17 protein-coding genes are annotated in these 18,194 nt (G+C 54.2%); 14 read left to right on the forward strand and 3 right to left on the reverse strand.

From position 1 onward, the window contains the following. Positions 1 to 28 precede the first annotated feature (28 nt). From rmuC to tatD, 8 genes are all read left to right on the forward strand, one after another. Positions 29 to 1,564, forward strand: coding sequence for a DNA recombination protein RmuC (rmuC, locus tag ABEH87_RS20410; RefSeq protein WP_346579089.1), 1,536 nt, complete (start codon positions 29 to 31; stop codon positions 1,562 to 1,564). A 74-nt stretch (positions 1,565 to 1,638) separates the two neighbouring features. Beyond that, positions 1,639 to 2,394 (forward strand): bifunctional demethylmenaquinone methyltransferase/2-methoxy-6-polyprenyl-1,4-benzoquinol methylase UbiE, encoded by a 756-nt coding sequence (gene ubiE / locus ABEH87_RS20415; protein WP_346579090.1) that lies wholly within the window; start codon positions 1,639 to 1,641, stop codon positions 2,392 to 2,394. A 12-nt stretch (positions 2,395 to 2,406) separates the two neighbouring features. Further along, entirely contained in the window at positions 2,407 to 3,012 is a 606-nt protein-coding gene (locus ABEH87_RS20420; RefSeq protein ID WP_346579091.1) for an SCP2 domain-containing protein, read from the forward strand. Then, positions 3,009 to 4,646 carry a ubiquinone biosynthesis regulatory protein kinase UbiB gene (ubiB, locus tag ABEH87_RS20425; protein WP_346579092.1) on the forward strand — a complete coding sequence of 546 codons (1,638 nt, stop codon included), beginning with the start codon at positions 3,009 to 3,011 and terminating at the stop codon, positions 4,644 to 4,646. Before ABEH87_RS20420 ends, ubiB begins: the two co-directional genes overlap by 4 nt. 119 nt (positions 4,647 to 4,765) lie before the next feature. Continuing rightward, positions 4,766 to 5,017, forward strand: coding sequence for a twin-arginine translocase TatA/TatE family subunit (tatA, locus tag ABEH87_RS20430; protein WP_346579094.1), 252 nt, complete (start codon positions 4,766 to 4,768; stop codon positions 5,015 to 5,017). A gap of 3 nt (positions 5,018 to 5,020) precedes the next feature. Beyond that, positions 5,021 to 5,554, forward strand: a complete 534-nt coding sequence (gene tatB, locus ABEH87_RS20435) for a Sec-independent protein translocase protein TatB (RefSeq protein WP_346579095.1) — start codon at positions 5,021 to 5,023, stop codon at positions 5,552 to 5,554. Between the two features lie 2 nt (positions 5,555 to 5,556). Further along, entirely contained in the window at positions 5,557 to 6,318 is a 762-nt protein-coding gene (gene tatC, locus ABEH87_RS20440; protein WP_346579096.1) for a Sec-independent protein translocase subunit TatC, read from the forward strand. Between the two features lie 80 nt (positions 6,319 to 6,398). Beyond that, the gene (gene tatD, locus ABEH87_RS20445; protein WP_346579098.1) at positions 6,399 to 7,178 is read left to right on the forward strand and encodes a 3'-5' ssDNA/RNA exonuclease TatD; all 780 of its coding nucleotides are present in this window, start codon (positions 6,399 to 6,401) and stop codon (positions 7,176 to 7,178) included. Positions 7,179 to 7,219: 41 nt separating this feature from the next. Here the strand turns inward: tatD and rfaH are convergent, their stop codons facing one another. Then, on the reverse strand, positions 7,220 to 7,708 hold the full coding sequence (gene rfaH / locus ABEH87_RS20450; RefSeq protein ID WP_346579100.1) for a transcription/translation regulatory transformer protein RfaH: 489 nt from the start codon (positions 7,706 to 7,708) through the stop codon (positions 7,220 to 7,222). 353 nt (positions 7,709 to 8,061) lie between these two features. On the opposite strand from rfaH, the gene ubiD reads away from it, so the two are divergent. Together ubiD and fre are read left to right on the forward strand one after the other, a co-directional pair. Next, positions 8,062 to 9,546, forward strand: coding sequence for a 4-hydroxy-3-polyprenylbenzoate decarboxylase (gene ubiD, locus ABEH87_RS20455; RefSeq protein WP_346579101.1), 1,485 nt, complete (start codon positions 8,062 to 8,064; stop codon positions 9,544 to 9,546). Between the two features lie 45 nt (positions 9,547 to 9,591). Further along, positions 9,592 to 10,293 (forward strand): NAD(P)H-flavin reductase, encoded by a 702-nt coding sequence (fre, locus tag ABEH87_RS20460; protein ID WP_346579103.1) that lies wholly within the window; start codon positions 9,592 to 9,594, stop codon positions 10,291 to 10,293. A gap of 102 nt (positions 10,294 to 10,395) precedes the next feature. Here the strand turns inward: fre and fadA are convergent, their stop codons facing one another. Then, positions 10,396 to 11,559, reverse strand: coding sequence for an acetyl-CoA C-acyltransferase FadA (gene fadA / locus ABEH87_RS20465; RefSeq protein WP_346579104.1), 1,164 nt, complete (start codon positions 11,557 to 11,559; stop codon positions 10,396 to 10,398). Between the two features lie 10 nt (positions 11,560 to 11,569). Then, positions 11,570 to 13,756, reverse strand: a complete 2,187-nt coding sequence (gene fadB, locus ABEH87_RS20470) for a fatty acid oxidation complex subunit alpha FadB (RefSeq protein ID WP_346579106.1) — start codon at positions 13,754 to 13,756, stop codon at positions 11,570 to 11,572. Positions 13,757 to 13,942: 186 nt separating this feature from the next. Between fadB and pepQ the strand changes: the two genes are divergently transcribed. From pepQ to hemG, 4 genes are read left to right on the forward strand one after another with little or no spacing between them, the layout of a single operon-like run. Further along, complete coding sequence (pepQ, locus tag ABEH87_RS20475; RefSeq protein ID WP_346579115.1) at positions 13,943 to 15,274, forward strand: Xaa-Pro dipeptidase; 1,332 nt, start codon at positions 13,943 to 13,945, stop codon at positions 15,272 to 15,274. Further along, a complete protein-coding gene (locus tag ABEH87_RS20480) occupies positions 15,274 to 15,885 on the forward strand; it encodes an IMPACT family protein (protein WP_346579108.1) in 612 nt (203 codons plus the stop codon). The genes pepQ and ABEH87_RS20480 overlap by 1 nt, the downstream gene beginning before the upstream one ends. 28 nt (positions 15,886 to 15,913) lie before the next feature. After that, positions 15,914 to 17,365, forward strand: a complete 1,452-nt coding sequence (gene trkH, locus ABEH87_RS20485; RefSeq protein ID WP_346579110.1) for a Trk system potassium transporter TrkH — start codon at positions 15,914 to 15,916, stop codon at positions 17,363 to 17,365. A gap of 14 nt (positions 17,366 to 17,379) precedes the next feature. Further along, complete coding sequence (gene hemG / locus ABEH87_RS20490) at positions 17,380 to 17,916, forward strand: menaquinone-dependent protoporphyrinogen IX dehydrogenase (RefSeq protein ID WP_346579112.1); 537 nt, start codon at positions 17,380 to 17,382, stop codon at positions 17,914 to 17,916. The last annotated feature ends 278 nt before the right edge of the window (positions 17,917 to 18,194 follow it).

Genomic DNA, 18,194 nt, shown 5'->3' on the forward strand with positions numbered 1-18,194 from the left:
CTGTCAGGGTTTCTGCAGGAGAAGCAGTGTGGATGCAACAATCATATATGGTGTCGGTATTGGCCTGGTGGGATTACTGGCTGGCTGGTTGATCGCCGGGATCCGCAGCCAGCAGTTGCTGGCAAACGGTGAAACTGAGCGCCGCCTGCTGATGCAGTCGGTCAGCCAGGCCGAGACTGAACGTCAGCGCCAGCAGCAGCAACTGGATGCTTATCTCCTGACGCAAAAGCAGAATGAACAGGAGCTACGTCAGCTGCACGGATCGCTGGCGGCGGCCGGAGAAAAGCTTCACCAGCTCGATCACTGGCGCAGCGAAAGCGAACAGTTAACCCGTGAACTGCGCAATCAGCTGGAGATCAATGCCTCTCAGGAGGCCGAGCTGCGGGAGGTTACTATCCGGCTGGAAGAGACGCGCATGGCGGCGGAAGAGAAACAGCGTCTGCTGGTCAACAGTGAACAGCGGCTTAATGCGCAATTTGAAAACCTGGCGAACCGTATCTTTGAGAACAGTGGCCGCCGGGTGGATGAACAAAATCGCCAAAGCCTGCACGGCCTTATCAGCCCGCTGCGTGAGCAGCTTGAAGGGTTTCGTCGTCAGGTGCAGGAGGGGTTTGGCCAGGAAGCGCGCGAACGTCACACCCTTGCTCATGAAATACGTAACCTGCAACAGCTGAATGCCCAGATGGCGCAGGAAGCCATTAACCTGACGAAGGCGTTGAAAGGCGATAATAAAACCCAGGGTAACTGGGGGGAGGTGATCCTCAGCCGGGTGCTGGAAGCGTCAGGGTTACGTGAAGGTCATGAATACGAAACGCAGGTGAACATCCAGCTTGAGCAAAATGGGCGTATGCAGCCCGACGTCATTGTGCGTCTGCCGCAGGGCAAGGATGTCGTTATTGATGCGAAGATGACGCTGGTCGCTTACGAGCGCTATTTTAATGGTGAGGACGAAGCCGCGCGTGAGCTGGCGATTGCCGACCATATCGCGGCGATTCGCGGTCATTTACGCCTGCTGAGTCGAAAAGATTATCAACAATTACCCGGTTTACGTTCACTGGATTATGTGTTGATGTTTATCCCGGTTGAACCGGCCTTCCTGCTGGCGATCGACAGACAGCCGGAGCTCATCAATGAGGCGCTGAACCAGAATATTATGCTGGTCAGCCCGACCACACTGCTGGTGGCGCTGCGCACTATCAATAACTTATGGCGCTATGAACACCAGAGCCGTCATGCCCAGCGTATTGCCGATCGTGCAGCCAGGCTATATGACAAGATGCGTCTGTTTGTTGACGATATGAGTGCCATCGGTCAGAACCTTGATAAGGCTCAGGATAGCTATCGTCAGGCAATGAAAAAATTGTCTGAAGGGCGGGGAAATCTGATCGCCCAGACGGAAGGGTTTCGCCAGATGGGGGTTGAAGTCAAACGACCGATTAACCCAAGGCTGGTGGAGCAGGCACTGCCTGATGCTGATGACGGTGGAGACGAAGACGATGATGCGCCGCTGGCTGAAAATACGAAATTCTCGCCGGAGGCCATCTCCCGACGCATCAATGAATAAGCGTGTGGCAAGTGCCTGGCCTTCGGGACTCTGGTACACTTGGCAAATATTTGATTGTAGAGCAGGCAAAACAAATGGCAGATGAATCAAAGGACACAACCCACTTTGGCTATCGCACCGTTGCGAAAGACGAAAAGGCCGATATGGTTGCTGATGTTTTCCATTCCGTTGCGGCCAAATATGACCTGATGAATGACCTGATGTCATTCGGCATTCACCGTATCTGGAAGCGTTTTACCATTGACGCCAGCGGTGTGCGCCGCGGGCAGCGCGTTCTCGATCTGGCTGGTGGCACGGGCGATCTCACCGCGAAGTTTTCACGTCTGGTGGGGGAAACGGGTGAAGTGGTACTGGCCGACATCAACAGCTCAATGTTGAAAGTGGGTCGTGAGAAGCTGCGTAATAAAGGCATTATCGGTAACGTGAATTATGTGCAGGCGAATGCCGAAGCACTGCCGTTCCCTGATAACTACTTTGACTGCATCACCATTGCTTTTGGACTGCGTAACGTCACCGAGAAAGAAAAAGCGCTGGCGTCTATGTTCCGTGTTCTTAAGCCAGGTGGTCGTCTGCTGGTGCTGGAGTTCTCCAAGCCGCAGTTTGAACCTCTGAGCAAAGCTTATGATGCTTACTCTTTCCACATTCTGCCGCGTATTGGTGAAATGGTGGCAAAAGATGCAGGCAGCTATCGCTATCTGGCAGAATCCATCCGTATGCATCCCGATCAGGAAACGCTGAAGCAGATGATGATGGATGTTGGCTTTGAGAACACCACGTATCACAATCTGACGGGCGGCATTGTTGCCTTGCACCGCGGATTCAAGTTTTAAGCAGGAAAACGCATGACATTAACGCCGCTGTTAACCGCCAGTCTGGAGACCGCACTTAACCATTTGCTGTACCGCGATCGTGGCCTTAAGGCGGCGCGTCAACGTCTCAATGGTCGTAGCCTGGCGATGGTGCTGGCCGAACTGAAGCAGCCCATCATCCTAATTTTTAGTGAACAGCAGGTGGATGTGATTGGTGAATGGAGCGACACACCGGATTGTACGGTGAAAACGCGCCTGGCCACACTGTCAAAACTGCGCGACCGCCAGCAGCTGACTTCTCTGATTCGCAGCGGTGAGCTGGAGGTTGAAGGTGACCTCCAGGTGGTGCAGCAGTTCTCTGCCCTGCTTGATTTGGCTGAACTGGACCCCGCTGAATATCTTGCCCCCTGGACAGGCGATGTTGCCGCTCAGGGTATCACCCAGTTCGTCCGGCGCGGCTTTAATGCTGCCCGTCGTGATGTTCTGCGTAAACAGGATTACCTGTCGCAAACGCTGACGGAGGAGTGGCGTCTGGTGCCGGGTTCGCTGGAACTGGCCTGGTTTGCTGAAGAAGTGGATGCCGTCTCCCGTTCGCTCGATGCGCTTGACGCGCGTCTTAACCAGCTGGAGGCCAAATGACCTTTGGTGAACTTCGTCGCCTTTACCTGATTATTCGCGTGTTCCTCAGCTATGGCCTGGATGAACTGATCCCTGTAATGCGCCTGACTCTGCCGCTTCGGCTGGGGCGTAAGTGTCTTTTCTGGATGCCTAATCGCCATAAAGACCGCCCGTTGGGTGAACGTCTGCGCCTGGCGCTGGAGCAGTTAGGTCCGGTGTGGATTAAGTTTGGTCAGATGATGTCTACCCGTCGTGACCTTTTCCCACCACTGATTGCCGATCAGCTGGCGATGCTGCAGGATCGCGTTGCGCCGTTTGATGGGGCAAAAGCTCTGAAGCTGATTGAACAGTCGCTCGGAGCGCCGATTGACACTCAGTTCGACGATTTCAATATTGTGCCGCTGGCCTCTGCATCCATTGCACAGGTGCATACCGCAACGCTGAAAGAGAATGGTCGTGAGGTGGTCATCAAAGTGATCCGCCCTGACATTTTACCGGTGATCAAAGCCGATATGCGCTTAATCTACCGTCTGGCGCGCTGGGTCCCTCATCTGTTGCCTGACGGTCGCCGTCTGCGCCCGCGGGAAGTGGTGGCGGACTATGAGAAAACACTGCTTGATGAACTGAATCTGCTGCGCGAAGCCGCCAACGCGATCCAGCTCAGACGAAACTTTGACAATAGTCGCATGCTGTATGTGCCGGAAATTTACTCAGATTATTGCAGTGAAAACATGTTGGTGATGGAGCGCATTTATGGCATCCCGATCTCCGATGTGGTGACGCTGGAACAGCATGGCGTGAATATGAAGCTGCTGGCCGAACGCGGTGTGCAGGTGTTCTTCACCCAGGTGTTCCGTGACAGTTTCTTCCATGCTGATATGCACCCTGGTAACATCTTCGTCAGCTATGAGCATCCGGAAGATCCGCAATATATTGGCATTGACTGCGGCATTGTCGGCTCTCTGAACAAAGAAGATAAACGCTATCTGGCAGAGAACTTTATTGCCTTCTTCAACCGCGACTACCGCAAGGTTGCCGAGTTGCACGTCGATTCTGGCTGGGTACCGCCTGATACAAACGTGGAAGATTTCGAATTCGCCATCCGTACAGTTTGTGAACCCATTTTTGAGAAACCGCTGGCGGAGATCTCATTTGGCCATGTCTTACTGAACCTGTTTAATACGGCTCGTCGTTTTAACATGGAAGTGCAGCCACAGCTGGTGCTGTTGCAAAAAACGCTGCTGTATGTAGAAGGCGTGGGGCGTCAGCTTTATCCACAGCTGGACCTGTGGAAAACGGCGAAGCCTTTCCTTGAAGACTGGATTAAAGATCAGGTTGGCATTCCTGCCATTGTGCGCGCGCTGAAAGAGAAAGCGCCATTCTGGGCAGAAAAACTGCCGGAGCTTCCGGAGCTGTTTTATGACAGCCTGCGTCAGCACAAGCATCTGCGGCACAGCGTTGACCGGCTGGCGAACGACCTGAAAGGAGAGCGGGCAAAGCAGCATCAGTCACGCTATCTGTTTGGCGTCGGCGCCACACTGCTGCTCAGCGGTACGGCAATTCTGCTGTCGCGTCCTGAGTGGGATATGCTCTCTGCCGGTCTGATGGCTGCAGGCGCTGTTGCGTGGCTGGTTGGCTGGGGCAGAACAAACTGATTGTCATGAAAGGTAAATAGGCAGTTTATTGCGCGAGGGGTGTGGTTTGTGCATCGTCAGCAAGACATAAGCTGTTATATACTCGCAACTCGCATCAATTATTGATATCAGAGGTAATAATGGGTGGCATTACACTTCCACATTTGTTGATCATCGCTGTACTGGTGGTCCTGCTGTTCGGTACGAAAAAACTGCGTTCGCTGGGTTCTGACCTCGGTTCGTCAATCAAAGGCTTTAAAAAAGCCATGAGCGATGAAGACGACAAAGAGAAAGATAAAACCAATGCTAACGATGCTGACTTCAATGCCAAACTGGCTGACCAACAGCACACAGAAGCGAAGAAAGAAGACGTCAAGAACGACAAGGTATAATCCGTGTTCGACATAGGCTTTAGTGAACTGATACTGGTATTCGTTATTGGCCTGGTGGTGCTGGGACCGCAACGTTTACCTGTTGCGGTCAGAACAGTGGTGGGTTGGATCCGGGCTCTGCGTTCTATGGCTACCAGTGTACAGAATGAACTGGCCCAGGAACTGAAAATTCAGGAACTGCAGGATGGCCTGAAAAAAATCGAACAGGCCAGCAAAGACAGCCTCTCCCCTGAGCTTAAAGCCTCAGTCGAGGAGCTGAAGCAAACGGCTGATTCAATGAAGCGCTCCTACCTGGGCGAAAATGAAAAAGCTGATGATGAAGCGCACACCATCCATAACCCGTTGGTGAAAAATCCGCAGGAATCACATGATGGTGTGACGCCAGCGGCAGCAGACCATCAGGCCAGTGCGCCTGCGCAAACGCCGGTCACGGTGACACAATCCGCCTCTTCGCCACCGCCTGAGTCTAAAGAGCCGCCAGCGCCCCTTGCTCCGCGTGCACCCGTGCCACCTACACAACCAAGCGATGAACGTTAAACATGGCTGTTGATGATACCCAACCGCTGATCAGTCACCTGATTGAGCTTCGTAAGCGCCTGCTGAACAGCATCATCGCTGTGCTGGCCATTTTTCTGTGTCTGGTGTATTTCTCGAACGATATTTATCAGCTTGTCTCGGCACCGTTGATCAAACAACTGCCTGCCGGTGCCAGCATGATTGCTACGGATGTGGCCTCGCCGTTCTTTACGCCGATCAAGCTGACGATCATCGTCTCGCTGTTCCTGTCCGTTCCGGTCATCCTGTACCAGGTCTGGGCGTTTGTGGCTCCTGCGCTGTATCGCCATGAGCGAAAATTGGTGATGCCGCTGCTGTTTTCCAGTTCATTCCTATTCTACCTGGGGATGGCTTTCGCCTACTTTATCGTCTTCCCGCTGGCGTTTGGCTTCTTTGCCAAGACCGCGCCACAGGGGGTACAGATTGCCACCGACATTAATAACTATCTCGATTTTGTGATGACGTTATTTATGGCGTTTGGCGTGTCGTTCGAAGTGCCGATTGCCATCGTGCTGTTGTGCTGGACCGGAGTAACAACCCCGGAAGACCTGCGGGAAAAACGCCCGTACGTGCTGGTCGGGGCATTTGTAGTCGGTATGCTGCTGACGCCACCGGATATCTTCTCCCAGACGCTGTTGGCTATCCCGATGTACTGCCTGTTTGAGGTAGGCGTCTTTGTCTCTCGCTTCTATGTTGGCAAAAATCGCCGCGATGAAGACGAGGATCAGGACGCGGAATCGGAATAATATCGCGCGAACGACTGCCACTGGCAGAACAGCTGAACAAACTAACCGCCCGTCAGGGCGGTTACTGTATGGAAGAGATTATGTTTGATATTGGTGTAAACCTGACCAGCACGCAGTTCGCGAAAGATCGTGACAAAGTGGTTAAACGTGCGCGCGAAGCGGGTGTCACCGGCATGTTGATTACGGGTACAAATGCGCTGGAAAGCCAACAGGCCTGTAGCCTTGCACAGCAGCATCCGGATTATTGCTGGTCAACCGCCGGTGTTCATCCCCATCATGCCAGCGAGTGGTCCGGTGAAACGGCCGCTACACTGCGCCGCCTGGCGGAAAAAGACCAGGTGGTGGCCATCGGGGAGTGCGGGCTTGATTTCAACCGCAATTTCTCTGAACCCGAACAGCAGGCGTACGCCTTCAACGCTCAGCTGGAACTGGCAGCAGAGCTGTCACTGCCGGTGTTCCTGCACTGCCGTGAGGCCCACGATCGCTTTATTTCTATCCTGAAACCGTGGTTGCCTGAGCTACCGGCTGCCGTATTGCACTGCTTTACCGGTACACGCGAAGAACTGGAGGCCTGTCTGGCCCTGGGATTATCGATCGGTATTACGGGATGGGTGTGTGACGAACGCAGAGGGCAGGAGCTGCGTGAACTTATGCCGCTAATCCCGGCAGACCGTCTGCTGCTGGAAACGGATGCGCCCTGGCTGCTGCCACGGGACCTTCATCCACGCCCGACATCGCGTCGCAATGAACCCTGCTTTTTACCGCATATTGTGCAACAGGTTGCGCTACTGCGTGGGGAAGATGCCGGTGAGCTGGCAGAAAAGACGGCACAAAATGCGCGGAAACTGTTCCGGCTCTAATCTGTCCAGGGGCCAGCGTTTTGCCCCTGAGTGATTGCGCATTACAGCTTCTGGAACTGGCGATTGCCCACGCTGCGAACGACCTGCTTATTTAACAGGTTCAGCAGCAGCATCGAACGCGCTTCGCCGTCCGGTTCAGTGAATATCGCCTGCAGCCCTTCAAATGCCCCTTCGGTAATAAGCACGGTATCGCCCGGTTGGGGAAGCTGACTGTCGGCAATAGTTTCTATGGGATCGTTCTGCAGGGCGTTGATGACATCGACCGGAACGGTCGCGGGCTGATTCCCGAAGCGAACAAAATGGCTCACGCCGCGCGTCGCACTGATGGTGGTGGTATGGATAGATTCCGGATCAAATTCAATGAACAGATAATTAGGGAATAACGGCTCATTCACCTGAGTACGTTTACCCCGTACGGTTTTCTCTAAAGCAATCATCGGGCTGAGGCAATGCACGGCCTGGCGCTCAAGATGCTCTTTTGCACGCAGCAACTGACCTCGTTTGCAGTAAAGTAAATACCAGGATTCCATAACATCGCTTTCCAATTATCTGGCCGATAAGGATATCAAAATCGCTAAGATAGATATAGCGAGATTGGCGGCATCAGTTTCGTTTTCACCCGCGGCCTTATTAAGCTAACTCTTATCACGATAACGCCAAATTAGCAGTAATTATCGGATCGCGTAATTCCTTTTCGTTCACAGAAATGTAACGCCATTCTTCCTGCGCCATCGCGAATGCGATTGGCTTTTTCTGACAGCGGATGAGGTGCGCATCCCAGCGATACCTCTTTTCCTGGTGACGGAACAGGGTAACAAAATTAACTATGAGCGCCGGATCGGAACTATAATGGCCTCCTCACTGACCGTACTGATGGAAAGTCATGAAATACCACGACTTACGCGATTTCCTTTCTCTGCTCGAAAAGCGTGGGGAATTAAAACGTATCAAGCACGAGATCGATCCCGATCTGGAAATGACCGAAATTGCTGACCGCACGCTGCGTGCCGGTGGCCCGGCGCTGTTGTTCGAAAACCCGAAAGGGTACAGCATGCCGGTACTCTGCAACCTCTTTGGTACCCCCGATCGCGTGGCGATGGGTATGGGGCAGGAGGATGTTAAGGCGCTGCGCGACGTTGGCCGCCTGCTGGCTTTTCTGAAAGAGCCGGAACCACCGCGTGGTTTCCGCGACTTCTTTGATAAAATGCCGCAGTGGAAGCAGGTCCTCAACATGCCGACAAAACGGCTGCGCAGTGCCCCCTGCCAGGAGCAGATCTGGCAAGGCGACGAGGTCGATTTAAGCCGTATTCCGGTGATGAAATGCTGGCCGGACGACGCTGCACCGCTGGTGACCTGGGGGCTGACGGTTACCCGTGGCCCGTCAAAAGAGCGTCAGAATTTAGGGATTTATCGTCAACAGGTGATTGGCAAGAATAAGCTGATTATGCGCTGGCTCTCACACCGTGGCGGTGCCCTGGACTTCCAGGAGTGGTGCCAGCAGCATCCTGGGGAACGTTTCCCGGTGTCGGTGGCGCTTGGTGCCGATCCCGCGACCATCCTGGCGGCGGTGACCCCTGTGCCGGACACCCTGTCAGAATATGCTTTTGCCGGACTGCTGCGCGGTACGAAAACCGAAGTGGTTAAGTGTGTCTCGAACGATCTGGAAGTGCCAGCCAGTGCAGAGATCGTGCTGGAAGGTTACCTTGAGCCGGGCGAACTGGCACCGGAAGGGCCGTACGGTGACCACACGGGCTACTATAATGAAGTCGATAGCTTCCCGGTGTTCACCATCACGCATATTACCCAGCGCCGTGATGCGATTTATCATTCCACCTATACCGGACGACCGCCGGATGAACCTGCGGTACTGGGCGTGGCGCTGAATGAAGTGTTTGTACCGATTCTGCAGAAGCAGTTCCCGGAAATTGTGGATTTTTATCTGCCACCGGAAGGGTGTTCCTACCGCCTGGCCGTGGTAACGATTAAGAAACAGTATGCCGGGCATGCCAAACGCGTCATGATGGGCGTCTGGTCTTTCCTGCGGCAGTTTATGTATACCAAATTTGTTATCGTTTGCGATGATGACGTCAATGCACGCGACTGGAACGATGTTATCTGGGCGATCACCACGCGTATGGATCCGGCACGTGATACGGTTCTGATTGAAAATACGCCGATTGATTACCTTGATTTTGCTTCACCGGTTTCAGGCCTGGGTTCGAAAATGGGGCTTGATGCGACCAATAAATGGCCGGGTGAGACCCAGCGTGAGTGGGGGACGCCGATCCGTAAGGATCCTGCGGTTACCGCACGCATTGATGCAATTTGGGATGAGTTAGGCATCTTGAGTGATACACCCGCGCGCTGACGTGCAGGTGGTCAAATGATAATGACGACCCGACAGAGGGAACGCATGACAACCTTAAGCTGTAAAGTGACCTCAGTAGAGGCGATTACCGATACCGTGTACCGCGTAAGATTGATTCCGGAGGCTGACTTTAGCTTTAAGGCCGGCCAATATCTGATGGTGGTGATGGACGAGCGTGACAAACGCCCATTTTCACTGGCCTCAACGCCGATGGAAAAAGACATCATAGAGTTGCATATTGGCGCTTCTGAGCTGAACCTCTATGCGATGGCTGTGATGGAACGTATCCAGCAGCAGCGCTCAATCACGGTGGATATTCCTCACGGTGATGCCTGGCTGCGTGAAGAGGGCAACCGCCCGCTGGTGCTGATTGCTGGCGGTACAGGTTTCTCGTACGCGCGATCTATCCTGTTGACCGCGCTGTCGCAGCAACCCGATCGCCCTATTGCGATCTACTGGGGCGGCCGTGAGCTGAAACACCTTTACGATCTGGATGAGCTTAACGCTCTGGCGGTTAAACACCCGAATCTGAGTGTCATCCCGGTGGTTGAACAACCTGAAGAGGGTTTCAGCGGTCGTAACGGAACGGTGCTCACTGCCGTGATGCAGGATTATGGTTCTCTGGCCGATCACGACATCTACATCGCCGGCCGTTTTGAGATGGCGAAAATCGCCCGTGAACGCTTCTGTGCCGAACGGGGTGCGCAGGAAGCCCGCATGTTTGGCGATGCGTTTGCCTTTATCTGATAGCAAGGGGTAGCTTTGGCTACCCCTTTGTTTATCTGCAGATGAAAAAAACCGCCCCTGACAGGCGGTAACAGCATGCAATAGAACTTCCAGGTCAACGTATTAAATCCGTTCGAATACCGTGGCAATCCCCTGTCCCAGCCCGATACACATCGTCGCCAGACCGAACTGAGTATCCTGCCTTTCCATCAGATTCAGCAGTGTGGTGCTGATACGTGCTCCGGAGCATCCCAGCGGATGACCGAGGGCAATCGCTCCGCCATTCAGATTCACCTTCTCATCGAGCTTGTCCATCAGCCCCAGATCTTTAATACATGGCAGGGTCTGGGCGGCAAAGGCCTCGTTGAGTTCAAACACGCCGATATCACTGGTGTTCAACCCGGCACGTTTCAGTGCCAGCTGTGACGCAGGAACTGGTCCGTATCCCATAATTGATGGATCGCAGCCGACAACAGCCATGGCGCGAATGCGGGCACGGGGCTTCAGCCCTAACTCAAGAGCCAGTGACTCACTCATTACCAGCATCGCTGCTGCACCGTCGGAGAGCGCTGAACTGCTGCCAGCCGTGACGGTACCGTTAACGGGATCAAACGCCGGGCGCAGTGCCGCCAGGCTTTCCACGGTGGTATCAGGGCGGATCACTTCATCGGTGTCATAGCGTTTCAATACGCCGTCGGCATCGTGGCCGGAGATGGCGACAATTTCACCGGCAAAATGTCCGGCTTCTGTGGCCGCCCAGGCCCGCTGATGAGAACGGGCAGCGAACTGATCCTGCATCTCACGACTGATACCGTGAATTTTCGCCAGCATTTCAGCCGTCAGCCCCATCATCCCTGCTGCTTTGGCCACGCTGCGGCTCAGGCCAGGATGGAAATCCACACCGTGATTCATCGGGACATGGCCCATATGCTCAACGCCGCCAATCAGACAGGAGCGTGCATCACCTACCATGATGGCGCGTGCCGCATCGTGCAGCGCCTGCATCGACGAACCGCACAGGCGGTTGACGGTAGTGGCCGGCACGCGATGGGGGATTTCCGCCAGCAGCGCGGCGTTGCGGGCAATATTGAAGCCCTGCTCCAGCGTCTGTTGCACGCAGCCCCAGTAAATATCATCCAGCGCGGCGGCATCCAGTGAGGGATTGCGGCTTAACAGGCTGCGCATCAGATGGGCGGAGAGGTCTTCAGCCCGCACATGGCGAAATGCGCCGCCTTTTGAACGTCCCATCGGCGTGCGAATGGCATCAACGATCACTACTTTTTCCATTTTCATTTCCTCACGCCGTTTTAACAGTTAAATCGTGCATCGCGGGGACGAGTGGATACCAGCTTCCGCCCTGAACCGCTTTTTCGCGTAAACCTTCCGGCACCTTATAAAGCGCGCCGAGAGTAATGAACGGTTCAGCCATGGCGACGAACCTGTCGCTGCCGAGAGTGTCCAGATAACGGAAAGCTCCGCCGTGGAACGGTGGGAAGCCCAGACCGTAGACCAGCGCCATATCTGCTTCGGCCGGGCTGGCGATAACCCCTTCCTCCAGGCAGCGGACCACTTCATTAATCATCGGGATCATCATGCGGGCAATAATTTCGTCATCGCTGAATACCCGCTTAGGCTGACATACGCCCTGTAACAGACGATCGGTTTCAGCATCAGTGATTTTTTTCACTTTGCCTTTGGCATCGGTTTCCCAGAGCCAGAAGCCCTGCTGATTTTTCTGCCCGTAGCGTTTCGCGTCGAACAGAACGTCGATAGCATCACGGTAGTCTTTCTGCATGCGCTGCGGGAAGCCATCAGCCATGACCTGCTGTGCATGATGTGCGGTATCAATCCCCACCACATCCAGCAGCCAGGACGGCCCCATCGGCCAGCCGAACTGCTTCTCCATCACCCGGTCTATCTGACGGAAGTCCGCACCGTCACGCAGTAACAGACTGAACCCGGCGAAGTAAGGGAACAGCACACGGTTAACAAAGAATCCCGGGCAGTCGTTGACCACGATGGGCGTTTTACCCATCTTGCTGGCCCAGGCCACCACTTTGGCGATGGTCGTCTCAGCGGTTTTCTCCCCACGGATAACTTCAACCAGCGGCATACGCGGTACCGGGTTAAAGAAGTGCATCCCGCAGAAGTTTTCCGGGCGGGTCAGGGCTTCCGCTAACTTGCTGATAGGAATGGTGGAGGTGTTAGACGCCAGAATGGTATCCGGGCGGATATGGCTTTCGGTTTCTGCCAGTACGGCAGCTTTGATTTTTGGATTTTCCACCACGGCTTCGACCACCACATCGACGCGATCAAAACCCGCGTAGTGCAGAGTGGGCTGGATGGTGCCGATCACACCGGCCAGTTTCATTCCATCGATCTTGCCGCGCGCCAGCTGTTTATTCAGCAGCTTGGCTGCCTCGCCCATTCCCAGCGCCAGCGATTTCTCACTGATATCTTTCATGATCACCGGCACGCCTTTCCATGCTGACTGATAGGCAATGCCGCCACCCATGATACCCGCCCCCAGCACGGCGGCCTGTTTCGGGGTTTCAACATCGCGGGTCAGCTGTTTCGCCCTGGCTTTCACGGCCTGATCGTTGAGGAAAATACCAACCAGAGCACGAGCCTGGCTGGAGCGTGCCAGCGGCACAAAGGCAGCGGTTTCCAGTTTCAGGGCTTCATCGCGGCCCAGACGGGCAGCGGCTTCAATGGTTTTTACCGCAGCGATCGGCGCCGGATAGTGTTTCCCGGCGGTCTGCATCACCATTGCTTTGGCCGTTGTGAAACTCATTGCAGCTTCAATTTTACTCAGTTTCAGCGGTTCCAGCTTTGGCTGACGGCGCTCGCGCCACGGCTGCCTGCCTGAGATAGCCTCTTTCAGTATCGATAATCCAGCGGCGTGCAGTTTATCTGCTGCCACGACCGCATCCACCAGGCCTACTTTCAGAGCCTGGTTTCCATCAATGTCCTTACCCGCTGCAATAATTTCCAGCGCGCTGTCAGCCCCCAGCAGACGCGGCAGGCGAACGGAGCCGCCAAAGCCAGGCATGATGCCGAGTTTCGTTTCCGGCAGGCCAATGCGGGCATCCGCAGTCGCAATGCGGAAATCGGTGGCCAGCACGCATTCGCAGCCGCCGCCAAGCGCGTAGCCGCTGATGGCAGAAAGGGTCGGCACAGGTAGATCTTCCAGCCGGTTGAAAATGCTGTTAGCAAAGGTCAGCCACTGCGTCAGTTTTTCTTCCGGAGCATTAAACAGTGAAAGAAATTCGGTAATGTCGGCACCGACAATAAAGGCGGGTTTGCGCGAACTGAGCAGCACTCCACGCAGCGTCGGCAGCTGTTCCAGCACTGAGATTGCTTCACCCAGGCTGGCAACAGTCTGTGTATCCAGCTTGTTCACCGAGCCGGGGGCATTAAAAACCAGTTCGGCTATGCCGTCTTCCAGCCAGTCGAGGGAAAGGGTGTCGCCTTGGTAGAGCATGTCTGTCTCCTGAGCCGCGATAAGGGGATCTGGTCATACCAGATGATCGTGAGTGTGGAAGCCGTGTTAATTATTTGCAAACGATACGTTGTCGATTTGCAAACAAGATCACAACTGCGGCAAAACGCCATACCCATGCTGCCTGTGATAAGATGCCGACAATTTCGTGATAACGGAGAGAGGATGATGGAGTCACTGGTTACGCTTTATCAGCAGCATGTAAAAACACTACAGCAGCGTGCGCAGCAGGTTCTTGCGCGTCACAATCTTGATGCGATGCTGATCCATTCCGGGGAATTACTGACGGTATTTCTCGATGACCACACCTACCCGTTTAAGGTGAATCCACAGTTTAAAGCGTGGGTGCCTGTCACCCAGGTGCCTAACTGTTGGCTGTGGATTGATGGGGTGAACAAACCGAAGCTGTGGTTCTATTCTCCCGTTGATTACTGGCACAACGTCGAACCGTTGCCACACAGTTTCTGGACCGGCGAGATCGACGTTATCGCCCTGAAGAATGCGGATGACATCGGCCAGCAACTGCCTGCTCAGCGCCAGAATGTTGCGTATATCGGGCCGGTTCCTGCTCGAGCCACCCAGCTTGGGTTCAATGCCGGTGCGGTTAATCCACAAGGCGTTATCGACTTCCTGCATTACCATCGCGCCTACAAGACCAGTTATGAGCTGTACTGCATGCGACAGGCGCAGAAAACGGCGGTCATCGGTCATCGTGCAGCGAAAGAAGCCTTCCAGTCCGGCATGAGCGAGTTCGATATTAATGTCGCTTACCTCAGCGCCACCGGCCATCGTGATACTGATGTGCCCTATGGCAATATCATTGCGCTGAACGAACATGCAGCGGTGCTGCATTACACCAAACTTGATCATCAATCGCCTGAGCAACGACGCAGTTTCCTGATCGACGCCGGTGCCGAATACAACGGCTATGCTGCCGACCTGACGCGCAGCTACGCGGCCAGCGAGGGCAGTGAATATGCGCAGCTGATTAAAGATATGAACGCGGAAGAGCTGGCGCTGATTGCTACGATGAAATCGGGTGTGCGCTATACCGAATACCATCAGCAGATGCATTATCGTATCGCCAGTCTGTTGCTTAAACACCAGTTGGTCAGCGGTATCAGTGCGGAAGCAATGGTGAAAGAAGACCTTACCGGACCATTTATGCCACATGGTATTGGCCATCCGCTGGGACTTCAGGTTCACGACGTGGCGGGCTTTATGCAGGACGATCGGGGAACTCACCTGGCGGCACCTGCACAGTATCCTTACCTGCGCTGTACCCGCATGCTGGAACCTGGCATGGTGCTGACGATTGAGCCGGGTATCTACTTTATCGACTCTCTGCTGGCACCGTGGCGAGCGGGTAAGTTCAGTCAGCACTTTGACTGGGGGAAAATAGATGCGCTGAAGCCGTACGGTGGGATTCGTATTGAAGATAACGTGGTGATTCATACCAGTGGTGTGGAAAACATGACGCGCGATCTGCATCTGGCCTGATGGACGCTTACGACATCCCGGCTGAGCTCTTTAGCTTTAGCGAAGAGATCAAAAAAAGCCGCTTTATCACGCTGCTTGCGCATACTGAAGGTGTGGAGGCGGCGCGGGGCTTCGTACAGCAGATTAAACAACAACACCCGACGGCCCGGCATCACTGCTGGGCCTTTGTTGCCGGAGCGCCTGATGACTCACAGCAGTTGGGCTTTTCCGATGACGGTGAGCCATCAGGCACGGCAGGCAAGCCGATGCTGGCCCAGTTGATGGGTAACAATATTGGCGAAATTACGGCGGTCGTCGTACGTTACTATGGCGGCATCCAGCTGGGGACCGGTGGTCTGGTTAAGGCCTATGGTGGCGGCGTGCAGCAGGCGCTGCGTTCACTGCCCCGCAAGAGTAAAGTGCCCATGCTGAATTTCAGTCTGGTCTGTGATTATGCTCAGTTGGGTGATATTGAACGCATGCTGGCGCGCTTTGACGGGCAACTGCTCAACACTGAGTTTTTGCAGAACATAACACTTCACCTGGCTATTCCTCATGCACAGGTGGCGGGTTTCAGGCAGAATCTGTCAGACTTTAGCCGGGGCTCGCTGCAGTTAGCCTCGCTCAAATAACACTTCTTGTCAGGAAAGGAACGGCAGAATGCATTTTCGCGCCATTACCCGCATAGTGGGTTTACTGGTCATTTTGTTCTCAGGCACCATGATCGTGCCCGGACTGGTGGCGTTAATTTACCGCGATGGGGCAGGGCGCGCATTCACTCAGACGTTTTTCATGGCGCTGATGATCGGGACGTTACTGTGGTGGCCGAATCGTAAAAAGAAGAGCGAGCTGAAACCACGCGAAGGGTTCCTGATCGTCGTGCTGTTCTGGACCGTACTGGGTAGCGTCGGGGCCATGCCGTTTATCTTTGCTGAACAACCTAACCTGTCGGTGACGGATGCTTTCTTTGAATCGTTCTCCGGTCTGACAACCACCGGTGCCACGACGCTGGTGGGGCTGGACTCACTGCCTAAGGCCATCCTGTTTTATCGCCAGATGCTGCAATGGCTTGGGGGCATGGGGATCATTGTGCTTGCCGTTGCCATTCTTCCTATTCTGGGTGTCGGCGGGATGCAGCTCTATCGCGCGGAAATGCCGGGGCCACTTAAAGATAACAAGATGCGACCACGTATCGCCGAAACAGCGAAAACACTATGGCTCATCTATGTGCTGCTGACGGTCGCCTGTGCAGTGGCGTTATGGATGGCCGGGATGCCGCTGTTCGATGCCATTGGACACAGCTTCTCGACTATCGCGATTGGCGGCTTTTCCACGCACGATGCCAGCATCGGCTACTTTAACAGCCCGACGATTAATACCATTATTGCCGTTTTCCTGCTGATCTCCGGCTGTAACTATGGTCTGCACTTCTCATTATTGAGTGGGCGCAGTCTTCGGGTTTACTGGCGCGATCCTGAGTTTCGCATGTTTATTGGCGTGCAGATTACGCTGGTGATCATCTGCACTCTGGTACTGTGGTTCCATAATGTTTATCGAACCGGAATGGAAACGCTCAACCAAGCTTTCTTCCAGGTGGTGTCGATGGCCACCACGGCGGGCTTTACGACTGACAGTATTGCCCGCTGGCCTCTGTTCCTTCCGGTATTATTACTCTGCTCGGCCTTTATCGGTGGCTGTGCCGGTTCTACCGGCGGCGGCCTGAAAGTGATCCGCATCCTGCTGCTGTTCAAACAGGGTTCGCGCGAACTGAAAAGGCTGGTACACCCTAATGCGGTTTACACCATTAAGCTGGGAAACCGCGCACTGCCTGAACGTATTCTTGAAGCGGTATGGGGTTTCTTCTCGGCCTATGCTCTGGTGTTTATCCTGAGCATGCTGGCGATCATTGCGACCGGTGTTGATGACTTCTCGGCGTTTGCGGCCGTTGCTGCGACCCTGAACAACCTTGGTCCGGGCCTGGGGGTTGTGGCGGACAACTTTACCTCAATGAACGATACCGCTAAATGGATCCTGATTTTGACGATGCTGTTCGGGCGTCTTGAAGTCTTCACCTTGTTAGTTCTGTTTACGCCGACCTTCTGGCGTGAATAAGTGAGAGTGCGATAATGAAAGCGTTAATCTTGTTTTCCAGCCGTGATGGCCAGACCCGTGAAATTGCCTTCTATATAGCTAATCAACTGAAAGAGGCTCAGGAGTGTGATGTGTTCAACATCCAGTTGATTAACGAAATCGACTGGTCACAGTACGACCGCGTGTTGATTGGCGCCTCCATCCGTTATGGACACTTCCAGCCCGCAGTGGCGAAATTTGTCAAAACACACCTTAAAGCATTGCAGCAGCGTTCAAGTGGTTTCTTTTCGGTAAACCTGACCGCACGTAAACCTGAGAAGCGTACGCCGCAGACCAATGCCTACACGCGCAAGTTTTTGCTACAGTCCCCGTGGCAACCTGATTGCTGCGCTGTCTTTGCAGGTGCGCTGCGTTATCCCCGTTACGGCTTCTTTGACAAATTCATGATCAAACTGATTATGCGCATGACTAAGGGAGAAACAGACACCAGTAAAGAAGTGGAGTACACCGACTGGCAGCAGGTGACCCGTTTTGCCCATGAATTTGCTGATTTACCGAGCAAATTGCAGTAAAAAAACACGCTTCGCTGAAAAATAACGCGCTCAGTCATTTTTTTGCAATAAACACTTGTCACTCCCCAGAATCTCCCTATAATGCGCAACCACTGAGACGGCACAGCGGCTTACAGGCCAGCGGCTCAGGAGGTTCAGGAAGCATCTGAACCGCCGGAAAAACTTCTCAAAAAGAAGTTGACTCCGAAGGAGGAAAGCGTAATATACGCCACCTCGCGGCAGGAAGCTCCGGCACTGCTCGCAACGCTCTTTAACAATTTATCAGACAATCTGTGTGG

It is taken from the genome of Erwinia sp. Eh17-17, from assembly GCF_039675725.1.
In the GTDB taxonomy this organism is placed as follows: Bacteria; Pseudomonadota; Gammaproteobacteria; order Enterobacterales; family Enterobacteriaceae; genus Erwinia.